Source organism: Xanthomonas sp. SHU 308, assembly GCF_000364645.1.
GTDB lineage: Bacteria > Pseudomonadota > Gammaproteobacteria > Xanthomonadales > Xanthomonadaceae > Xanthomonas_A > Xanthomonas_A sontii.
Window position 1 is genome coordinate 1 of sequence record NZ_AQOK01000166.1, and the last position, 9824, is coordinate 9824.

A 9824-nucleotide genomic window follows, 5' to 3' on the forward strand; every position below is an offset into this window, starting at 1 on the left:
GGCCGCGCCCTGCGCGCTGTGCGTGCTCGGGGTGGCGCTGGTCGCGGTGCAGACCCTGGCCGTGGCGCGGCCGCACATTCCTGCCAGCCTCGGCCTGCGTGCGGCCGGCCTGGCCTGCGCGGTCGGCGCGCTGGCGTGCTGGACCGCCTACTCGATCAAGAACGCGCGCTGGCTGCGGCGGCGTCCGGACCTGTCCGGCCGCGACTGGTCGCTGCTGACCGGCGTGGTCACCGGCGCGCTGGCCCTGACCCTGGCGCTGCCGGCGTTCGCCCTGTCAGGCACGGCCCATGCCGGCGCCGACTGGATGCGCTTCTGGGGCATGGCGCTGGTGCTGGCGCTGTTCGCTTCGGTGATCGGCAACGCCTGCTGGAACCACGCCAGCCGGCTGCTGCCGCTGACCCTGGTCGGGCAGATGATCGTGTTCGAGACCGTGTTCGCGCTGCTGTACGGCTTCCTGTGGGAACAGCGCTGGCCGACCGCGCTGGAACTGCTGGCGATCGCCTGCCTGCTCGGCGGCGTGCTGTGGTGCACCCTGGTGCATGCGCGGCCGCAACCCACTGTGCGCGAAGCCAAGCCCGGTTAAGCGGCGCTGCCTAGACTTGCGCAGGTCCTCCAAAGGGAATCGCGCCATGCACACCGTCCTGCGCCGTTGCTGTCCCGCTCTCGTCCTAGTCGCCGCACTGGCTGGCTGCCACGCCTCCAACGCGCCATCCGGCGCGGCGCCGAACCCGGCCGCCAACGCCATCGCACCGGCGGAAACCGGCAAGTGTGACGCCGTCCCCGACCACGCCTACGACCTGCCGGCCGGGCGCTTCGATGAGGTGTCGCAGCAACTGGCCCACGCCACCGGCTGCATGGTCGTGTACCGCGATCCAGGCCTCGCATCGTTGCCGGTCAACGCGGTGAAGGGACAGGTCAGCATCCGCCAGGCGCTGCACCAGGCGCTGGACGGCACGGCGTTGCGGATCGCGCAGGAGAACGCGGACACGTTGACGGTCGTGCGCCGCTGACCCGGCGGCGGCGCGGTGGATTGCTACCATGGCCGCACTCCACCGCACGGAAGGTCGCCATGTCCCGCCATTTCGCGTCGTTGCTGTGTTCCCTGTGCCTGCTCGCCGGCATGCTGCTGTCCAGCGCCTGCGCGCGCAGCGAGACCGCCAAGCCGGCGGTGCCGGCACCGACGCCGACGGCGTCCGCACCGGGCCTGCCGATCAAGGTCGACACCAGTTGCCGCACCGATGCCGACTGCACCGTCAAGAACGTCGGCAACTGCTGCGGCGCGATGCCGGCCTGCGTCAACCGCGACAGCCCCACCGATCCGCAAGGCGTGATGGAGCAATGCCAGGCCAGCGGGCGCATGAGCGTGTGCGGCTCGCGCGCGATCGCTGGCTGCTCCTGCGTGTCCGGGCAATGCAGCGCGCGCCCCGCGCAAGCCGATACACTGCGCGCCCCCCAGCCTGCCGAACCCGTCCGCTGATGCTCTACGCGCAAGTCCACCTCACCCTGCCCGCCTGGATCCACGAGGCGGTCGATCCGCAGGCCGTCTACGCCAGCGACGCCGACAAGGTCGCGCTGGCGGTGGAACTGTCGCGGCTGAACGTGGACGCCGGCAGCGGCGGCCCGTTCGGCGCGGCGGTGTTCGGCCCGGACCACCGCATCATCGCCGTCGGCGTGAACCGGGTGGTGCCGCAGACCACCTCGCTGGCGCATGCCGAGAACATGGCCTACATGCTGGCCCAGCAGCGCCTGCAGACCCCGCGGCTGAACGCGGTGCTGTCGCCGGTGACCCTGGCTACTTCCTCGCAGCCGTGCTGCCAGTGCTACGGCGCCACCATCTGGGCCGGCATCGACCGCCTGCTGATCGGCGCCAGCGCCGAGGACGTGATGGCGCTGACCCCGTTCGACGAAGGCCCGCTGCCGGCGGACTGGGTCGGCGAACTGCAGCGCCGCGGCATCGAGGTGGTGCGCGGCCTGCACCGCGACGCCGCCTGCGCGGTGCTGCGCCGCTACGGCGAACTCGACAGCCCCCGCTACTGACGCCGCCGGCGAAGGCTTGCCCATGTCCTCCGAGAACGGCCCGCTGGTCCATGGCCTGCTGTGCTACTGCCGGCCCGGCTTCGAACCCGAACTGGCGGCCGAGCTCAACGCCCGCGCCGGCGAGGCCGGGCTGGCCGCCTACGCGCGCACCGAGCGCAACAGCGGCTACGCGCTGCTGCTCAGCGACACGGCGGTGCCGGCGCAGGCGCTGCCCTGGCGCGGGCTGATCTTCGCCCGGCAGAAGCTGCAGTTGCTGGCCGACCTGCGCGAGCTGCCGGCCAGCGACCGCATCGCGCCGATCCTGCAGGCGCTTGCCGGACAGCCCCGCTTCGGCGACCTGTGGGTCGAACATCCGGACTCGGACGCCGGCAAGCCGCTGTCGGGCTTGGCGCGCAGTTTCGGCAACGCGCTGCGCCCGGCGCTGCGCAAGGCCGGCCTGCTCAGCGACAAGCCGCAGCCGCGGCTGCCGCGCCTGCACGTGTGCTTCGTGACCGGCACCCACGCCCTGCTGGCGGTGGCCGACAGCGAGGACAGCGCGCCGTGGCCGCTGGGCATTCCGCGCCTCAAGCTGCTGCCGGAGGCGCCCTCGCGCTCGGCGCTGAAACTGGAAGAAGCGCTGCTGGCGCTGCTGACCCCGCACGAGCGCGAGACGCTGCTGCGCCCGGGCATGCGCGCGGCCGACCTCGGCGCCGCCCCCGGCGGCTGGACCTGGGTGCTGACCCGCCAGCACCTGCACGTGACCAGCGTGGACAACGGCCCGCTGCGCCAGCACGTGCTCGACAGCGGCCTGGTCGACCACCTGCGCGCCGACGGCTTCCACTGGAAACCGCCGCAGCCGCTGGACTGGATGGTCTGCGACATGGTCGAGCAGCCGCGCCGCGTCGCCGAGCGCATGGCCACCTGGTTCCGCGAGGGCTGGTGCCGGCACGCGATCTTCAACTTGAAGCTGCCGATGAAGAAGCGCTGGGACGAGACCCGGCTGTGCCTGGACCTGTTCGCCGAGCGTGCCGAGCGCCCGCTGCAACTGCGCGCCAAGCAGCTCTACCACGACCGCGAAGAGATCACGGTGCTGGCGATCCCCGGCTGAGCGGTCGCGCGTCCACATGCGGTGTTTCGTAGCAGCGACTCGACCGCGATGGGTTTCCCGGGAAAGCCATCGCGGCTGAAGCCGCTCCTGTGACGAGCGCATTGGCGCCGCCACCGCTACAGCACGATCCGCGCCCCGTCCTCCCGCGCCGAGCGCTGGATGGCCTCGACGATGCGCATGTCGCGCAAGCCTTCCTCGCCAGGCACGCGCAGCGGCGTGCCCTGCAGGATCGCCAGCGCGTCCTCGTCCATCTGCAGCGCCTGCTGGTGGCGCACCCGCGCGTCGAACAGGCGGCCATCGCTGGCCCGGCCGCGCACGCCGTCGTAGGCCTGGAACGGCGCCAGTTCGTACCAGCCCTTCGCGCACTCGGCGCGCAGCAGGTTCATGGTGCGGCCGAAGCTGGCCGCGCAGGTGGCGATCACCTCGTGCGGGAACTCCAGGGTGAAGTGCATGTGCTCGTCGACCTCGTCGAACAGCGCGGGTCGATCGGTGGAACGCCGCGCGCTGACCGCCAGCGGCTCGGCGCCGGTCGTGTAGCGCGCCGCGTTGAGCGGATACACGCCCATGTCGTACATCGCACCGCCGCCGTACTGCGCGCGCAGCCGCCACGGCCGCTGCGCCGGGTCGGTGTCGCCGTAGCCGGCATAGCCCGCCTCGGCGCGCACGCTGCGCATCGCCCCGAACGGGCGTTCGCCGGCCAGGGCGATGAGGCGCCGGGTGTTGGGCTCGTGCTGCATGCGGTAGCCGATGCTCAGCCGCACCTTGTTGCGCGCGCAGGCCTCGATCATCGCCTGCGCCTGCTCGGCGTGCAGCGCCATCGGCTTCTCGCACCACACGTGCTTGCCGGCGGCGGCGGCGCGGATGCTCAGCGGCGCATGAAGATGGGTGGGCGTGACCACGTAGACCACGTCGATGTCCGGGTTGTCGGCGATGCGCTCCAGCTCGTCGTAGCTGTAGACGTTGCGATCCGGGATGCGATAGCGCGCCTGCCACTGCGGGATTTTCTGCGGCGAGCCGGTGACGATGCCGGCCAGGCGGCAGTGCCGGGTCAGGGCGAGCCCCGGCGCCAGGCGGCTGCTGGCGTACTCGCCCAGGCCGACCAGGGCCACGCCCAGCGGCTTGCGGCGTCGTGCCGGCGTGGCCGCCCACGTGGACGCTCCGAGCATACCGGCGGCGGTGGCGGAGAGGCCGGCCAGAAACAGGCGGCGGCGATTCGGCGAGGACGGCTCCATGCGCAACTCCGACCGGAAGGATGCTTCACCCTAACCGCTGGCGCGGCATCGGCACTGTGAGCGCTATCGCGCGATGCGCCGGGGGCGTCTGGCACACTGCCGCCTCCCCCGCCGTTCGGACACCCGATGCGCTGCCGCCCACTGCTTGCCGCCCTCGCCCTGCTGCTGGCTGCCCCGGCCGGGGCGCAGGAACCCCTGTTCCGCGCCCGCGACCTGGTCGGCGATGGCGTATTCACCGACAAGATCGAAGGGCCTGCGACGGGTCCCGATGGTGCGCTATACGTGGTCAACTTCGCCCACGACGGCAGCATCGGCCGGGTCCAGCGCGACGCCGACGGCCGCGGCCAGGCCACGCTGTTCGTGGATCTTCCCGACGGCAGCATCGGCAACGGCATCCGCTTCGACCGCCGCGGGCGCATGTACGTTGCGGACTACGGCCAGCACCGCATCCTGCGCATCGCCCTGCGCAGCAAGCGCATCGAGGTCTACGCCACGCTGCCGGGCGCGTTCCAGCCCAACGACATCGCGATGGCGCCGGACGGCACCCTGTACGCCAGCGACCCGGACTGGAAGCACGACGGCGGCCAGCTGTGGCGCATCGACCGCAACCGCAGCGCGCACCTGATCGAGACCGGCATGGGCACCACCAACGGCATCGAGGTCAGCCCCGACGGCAAGCGCCTGTACGTCAACGAGAGCGTGCAGCGGCGGATCTGGGTCTACGACCGTGCGGCCGACGGCGCCGTCTCCAACAAGCGGCTGTTCGCCAGCTTCGCCGACGCCGGCCTGGACGGCATGCGCTGCGACATCGACGGCAACCTGTACGTGGCCCGCTACGACGCCGGCAAGGTAATCGTGCTGGCCCCCGACGGCACGCTGCTGCACGAGGTCGCGACCAAGGGCCGCAAGCCCACCAACCTGGCCTTCGGCGGCGCCGACGGGCGCGATGTCGACGTGACCCTGCAGGACCGCGGCGCGATCGAAACCTTCCGCAGCGACCGCCCCGGCCGCGAGCACGGACGCTGATGGGATGCGTATCGCAGCGGCGTCTCAGCCCGCGCAATGGTCCCCTGGCATCCTGGCTGCACTGACTGGAGGGCCGCGCACATGCAGCCGATCGAACTGAACAACCCGGCCGGCTTCGCCGACGAATTCCTGCGCCTGACCCTGTTGCAGGGCTTCCAGTCGCTGACCAAGCGCGACCTGGAACTGCTGATCTTCGTGTTGCTGGAACGCGACGGCGCGATCTCGCGCAGCGATTCCAACAACGCGGTGGCGATGCGCCTGCGGGTGACCCCGGCCAAGGTCAAGGGCCTGCGCCGCGACGGCTATGCGCGCTGGCGTGCGCTGGTGCCGGAGGACAACGAGGCGGCGCTGCAGCGCATCGTCGCCACGGTGCTGACCGAGGACAACCTGCGCGCCGGGGCAAAGCATGTCAGCGAGCGCAGCAAGAAGGACGGCTTCCTGGCGATCCGCATCGAACACCCAGACGACCAGCAACGCTTCGAACAGGCCATCGTCGACGTCGGCGCCATGCCCGTGTACGAGCGCAACCGCGACGTGATGGCGGTGCGCTTCGACACGCTGCTGAAGATCGCCGAGCGCTGGGGCTACCTGCAACCGGAGCCGGAGAAGGTGACGCACGAACTGCAGAAGCTGGCGCCCACCGCCGAGGAGGTCGCCGATCTATTGAAGAAGGACGTGAGCAAGCTACGCTGGGAGGACGTGCGCCGCGCGCTCAACAGCCTCGGCGCCAAGGCCGTCGCCAGCACTGCCGAGGGCGGGCTGAAGGGCCTGTTGAAGCTCGCGTTTCCGTTCATCCCCGGCTGAGCCGGGGCCGCCATCCATCGCCATACTGGAGTCCGTTGTGTCCATGTCCTGCCGTTCCCTCGCCCTGCTCTGCTGCCTGTGCGCCTGCGTCGCGCCGGCCGCGGCGCAGAATCTCAACACTGCCTCCAGCGCCACCACCGAGCCGCTGCGCGACGTGCCGGTCAACGTGCGCGCGCAGCCGCTCAGCAATGGCGTGGTCACTCACCAGGTGCAGTTGCCGGCCACGCCCGGCGAAGCGCAGGTGACCGTGCGCAGCATCCAGCCGGACCGTGTGGCCGGCAGCTACCGCATCGACTTCGAGGCGCTGGACACCGACCACGACGGCTACATCAGCCGCAGCGAAGCGCAGGCCAATCCGTCGCTGGCCGACGAGTTCGACGCGCTGGACACCACCCGCAGCGGTCGCCTCAGCCGCGCGCAGCTGGCCGGCTGGCTGTAGCTGCACCAGAGACGCGTCCGGCGCCGCCATGGCGGGCGCCGGCGCACCCTCGGTCGCGCTGCAGGGTGCATTGGAAACGCTTGCTAAACAGCGCCGACGTGCAGATGCGAACGCCCGATTTTTTTAGCGTCGATTAATTCGGCCAGGCCTATGTTCTTGACTCCTTCCCAGCAACAGGAGTCGTGCCATGAACCGCATCGTTCCTCGTCTCGTCCCGTTCGCGTTCGCGCTGCTTGCCGCGCCGGCGCTGGCCATGGCGCAGTCGGCGCCGGACGAAGTGACCCTGCACCAGAACGGCCAGATCATCAATGTCACCTCGGTCGAACCGAACTCGATCGTCGGCGACTACCACATCGACTTCGCCAAGCTCGACCGCAACCATGACGGCTACATCAGCCGCGCCGAAGCCAAGGCCGACCCGACGCTGTACGCCGAGTTCGATGCCGTCGACGTGCATCACCACGGCCGCCTGAGCAAGGCCGACCTGGAAGGCTGGATGTCGACGTGACGCGACCCACGCGTAGACTGACCCGCACCCTCTCCACCACGCGCGCCGCCTGCGGCCTTCCCGCCGCATGCGGCGCGATTGTTTTCTGAAGCGACAACACCGCAGACACCGGCAACGCGAGCGCCACAGCACCGCGCAACCGCATCACCCACACTGACGCCGCCATCGCCGCTGCATCGACCCGATCTCCTCGCAGCGCGTGTCTTCCACCACGCCACCCCGCCGCTCGGCCTCGCTCACCGCGCTGACGACAGCTACAGCAGTCCCTCCTGCAGCGGCGCATCCCGCACCCCGCCCCAGGGATCGTCCAGCAGATAGCGCGCCGCGACCGACTGCGCAGCCGGCACCAGGGTGAGCCGGTAATACACCTCGTCGTCGCCTTCGCAGACTTCGTAGTACAGCGCGTAGTCGCCAGGCTGCAGCGCCAGTGTCACATCGAAGGCCTCGGCGGCAGACGCCACCTGCACCCGCGCATCCGGATCCACCCGGAACGGCACCTGCATGCGCCGCTGCGCACGCGGATCGGGCGCGAACGCCTCGGCCAGCACCAGGTGCACCTGCGCGCCGAACGCGTCCTCGGGCAACGGATCGAACACCACGTAGTCGCGATGCAGGACCGCGCCCTGCTCCAGATTGCGCGGCCCCCAGCGGCAGGCGGCCTCGTCGAAGGCGCGGGCACGCAACTGCACCTGGCTGTGGGAAATCAGCAGATCCACGGTCTGCGTCTGTGTCGCATCTTGCATCGTCGTTCTCCATGGCAGGAACGCGGCCTGCGTGCTGCGCTTCGCGCCCTACCCTCACCCCAACCCCTCTCCCGAGGGGAGAGGGGCTCAAGCAAACCAGCCGACGCTGGCTCTTCCTTCTCCCTCCGGGAGAAGGTGCCCCCGAAGGGGCGGATGAGGGTACGGGCGCCGCTCGGCGCGCGTGGTCGAATCTGCGGCCGCCGCGTCCGGCCGGAGCGCGCGGTCACACGCCGGAAGCGCGCTTCCAGAAGCCGTGCATCAACAACGGCAGCTTGCCGGCCAGGCCCAGCAGCGGGCCGCGCAGCAGGGTCAGGTGCAGCTCATCGTTGGAGAACAGCCGGTTGATCGCATCGAAGCCGTAGGCGGCCACGGTGTTGTCGCTGCGGCGACCACGTGCCCAGCGCGCCAGCCGCTGCGGCGCCGCCCAGTCCACGCGCTGCGCCTGCGCCTGCCGCACCAGCGCCGCCAGCGCGGCGACGTCGCGCAGGCCCAGGTTGACGCCCTGCCCGGCCAGCGGATGCACCACGTGCGCGGCATCGCCCAGCACCAGCAGACGACCGCGCTGGTAGGCCTCCACCAGTTGCCGGCGAAGCGGGAAGCCCAGCCGCGGCGACAGCGCGCGCACCGCACCCAGGCGGGCGCCGAAGGCCTGGGTCAGTTCGGCGCCGAACGCCGCATCGTCCAGCGCCAGCACCCGCGCCGCCTCGGCCTCGGGCAAGGTCCACACGATCGAGCTGCGGCCGTCGGCGAACGGCAGGAACGCCAGCGGGCCGCCCGGCAGGAAACGCTGCCAGGCCGTGTCCTGGTGCGGCTGTTCGGTCTGCACGAAGGCGACCACGCCGCGCTGGCCGTAGTCGTGCGCCGGCGCGTCCAGTCCGGCCAGCCCGCGCACCGTGGACTCGGCGCCGTCGGCGGCGATCGCCAGACGCGCGTCCAGGCGGCTGCCGTCGTCCAGGCGCAGGCGCGCACGCTCGGCCGACGGCTCCAGCGCCTCCACCCGTGCCGGGCAATGCACCTGCACGCCGGCCGCCGGCAGCGCCGCCCACAGCTGTTCGACCAATAGATTGTGTTCGACGATCCAGCCGAGTTGGTCGCGGCCCAGAGTGTCGGCGTCGAAGGCCAGTTCGCCACCGCCGCCGGCATCCCACACGCGCATGCGCCGGTACGCGCTGGCGCGACTGGCGACGACCTGCGGCCACACGCCCAGGCCCTGCAGCAGCGCCGCATTGTCCGGGGCGAAGGCGTACACGCGCAGGTCCGGCGTGTCGGCCGACCAGCGCGGCGGCTCGCGGCCCTCGACCAGCGCCACCGCCAGGCCTTCGCCGGCCAGGGCCAGCGCGCAGGCCGCGCCGACCACGCCGCCGCCCACCACCACCACATCCAGCACACCGCGCCGGCTCATGCGCGCGTCTCCCGGCACAGCTGCGGCACATCGCCGCGGAAGCCCATCGCGCCGCCGACCAGGAACGACTGCAGCGGCGCGGCCTGCGCCGCCGCCAGCAGGCCCAGGCTGCGCAGTGGGCGCAGCAGCGGGGTCGGATTGGCGGTCAGCCGCGCCAGCCCGCCGGAGAACGTCACCGTGCGCTGGCGATCCTGCTCGCGGCGCTGCGCGTACTGCTGCAGCAGCGCCGGCGCGCCCGGGTCGGTGCCGTCGCGCTCGATCAGTTCGGCCAGGGTCAGCGCATCGCGCAGGCCCAGGTTGAAGCCCTGCGCGCCCAGCGGGTGCAAGGTCTGCGCGGCATTGCCCAGCAGCACCGCGCGCGCATCGGCCAGCCGCTCGGCCAGCACCTGCACGATCGGATAGGCACTGCGCTCGCCGCTACCGAGCAGGCGGCCGACGCGCCAGCCCAGCGCGTCCTGCAGCCGCTGCAGCCAGGCGCCCTCGTCCAGCGCCGCCACCGCGTCGGCGTCCTCGGCGGCCACCGCGTGGATCGCGCCGTAATGGCGG

The 9824-nt window shown here is 71.5% G+C and carries 13 protein-coding genes; 9 read left to right on the forward strand and 4 right to left on the reverse strand.

Annotation, left to right across the window (positions count from 1 at the left end):
• From D588_RS24190 to rlmM, 5 genes are all read left to right on the forward strand, one after another.
• A partial coding sequence (locus tag D588_RS24190; protein ID WP_017915443.1) for an EamA family transporter occupies window positions 1–583 on the forward strand: 583 nt, incomplete at its 5' end.
• Between the two features lie 46 nt (window positions 584–629).
• Window positions 630–1010 carry an STN domain-containing protein gene (locus D588_RS0106770; protein WP_017915444.1) on the forward strand — a complete coding sequence of 127 codons (381 nt, stop codon included), beginning with the start codon at window positions 630–632 and terminating at the stop codon, window positions 1008–1010.
• A 59-nt stretch (window positions 1011–1069) separates the two neighbouring features.
• Window positions 1070–1477, forward strand: a complete 408-nt coding sequence (locus D588_RS0106775; protein WP_017915445.1) for a hypothetical protein — start codon at window positions 1070–1072, stop codon at window positions 1475–1477.
• Window positions 1477–2037, forward strand: coding sequence for a nucleoside deaminase (locus D588_RS0106780; protein ID WP_017914178.1), 561 nt, complete (start codon window positions 1477–1479; stop codon window positions 2035–2037). Before D588_RS0106775 ends, D588_RS0106780 begins: the two co-directional genes overlap by 1 nt.
• Before the next feature lie 22 nt (window positions 2038–2059).
• Window positions 2060–3124 (forward strand): 23S rRNA (cytidine(2498)-2'-O)-methyltransferase RlmM, encoded by a 1065-nt coding sequence (rlmM, locus tag D588_RS0106785; protein WP_017907753.1) that lies wholly within the window; start codon window positions 2060–2062, stop codon window positions 3122–3124.
• Window positions 3125–3240: 116 nt separating this feature from the next.
• Here rlmM and D588_RS0106790 read toward each other — a convergent pair whose 3' ends face one another.
• Window positions 3241–4290 carry a Gfo/Idh/MocA family oxidoreductase gene (locus tag D588_RS0106790; protein ID WP_232764248.1) on the reverse strand — a complete coding sequence of 350 codons (1050 nt, stop codon included), beginning with the start codon at window positions 4288–4290 and terminating at the stop codon, window positions 3241–3243.
• 192 nt (window positions 4291–4482) lie between these two features.
• Here D588_RS0106790 and D588_RS0106795 point away from each other — a divergent pair, with 192 nt between their 5' ends.
• From D588_RS0106795 to D588_RS0106810, 4 genes are all read left to right on the forward strand, one after another.
• A complete protein-coding gene (locus D588_RS0106795) occupies window positions 4483–5382 on the forward strand; it encodes an SMP-30/gluconolactonase/LRE family protein (RefSeq protein ID WP_017915447.1) in 900 nt (299 codons plus the stop codon).
• Window positions 5383–5463: 81 nt separating this feature from the next.
• The gene (locus D588_RS0106800) at window positions 5464–6186 is read left to right on the forward strand and encodes a hypothetical protein (RefSeq protein WP_017907756.1); all 723 of its coding nucleotides are present in this window, start codon (window positions 5464–5466) and stop codon (window positions 6184–6186) included.
• Window positions 6187–6229: 43 nt separating this feature from the next.
• Entirely contained in the window at window positions 6230–6625 is a 396-nt protein-coding gene (locus D588_RS0106805; RefSeq protein ID WP_017915448.1) for a hypothetical protein, read from the forward strand.
• Between the two features lie 187 nt (window positions 6626–6812).
• Complete coding sequence (locus D588_RS0106810) at window positions 6813–7133, forward strand: hypothetical protein (RefSeq protein ID WP_010340011.1); 321 nt, start codon at window positions 6813–6815, stop codon at window positions 7131–7133.
• 254 nt (window positions 7134–7387) lie between these two features.
• Here D588_RS0106810 and comJ read toward each other — a convergent pair whose 3' ends face one another.
• The 3 genes from comJ to D588_RS0106825 form a co-directional block, all read right to left on the reverse strand.
• Window positions 7388–7876: a competence protein ComJ gene (gene comJ, locus D588_RS0106815; RefSeq protein WP_017915449.1), complete on the reverse strand. Its 489-nt coding sequence runs from the start codon at window positions 7874–7876 to the stop codon at window positions 7388–7390.
• Window positions 7877–8099: 223 nt separating this feature from the next.
• Window positions 8100–9278 (reverse strand): UbiH/UbiF family hydroxylase, encoded by a 1179-nt coding sequence (locus tag D588_RS0106820; RefSeq protein WP_017915450.1) that lies wholly within the window; start codon window positions 9276–9278, stop codon window positions 8100–8102.
• Window positions 9275–9824, reverse strand: a 550-nt coding sequence (locus D588_RS0106825; protein WP_017915451.1) for an FAD-dependent monooxygenase, incomplete at its 5' end; no start/stop codon positions are given. The genes D588_RS0106820 and D588_RS0106825, both read right to left, overlap by 4 nt.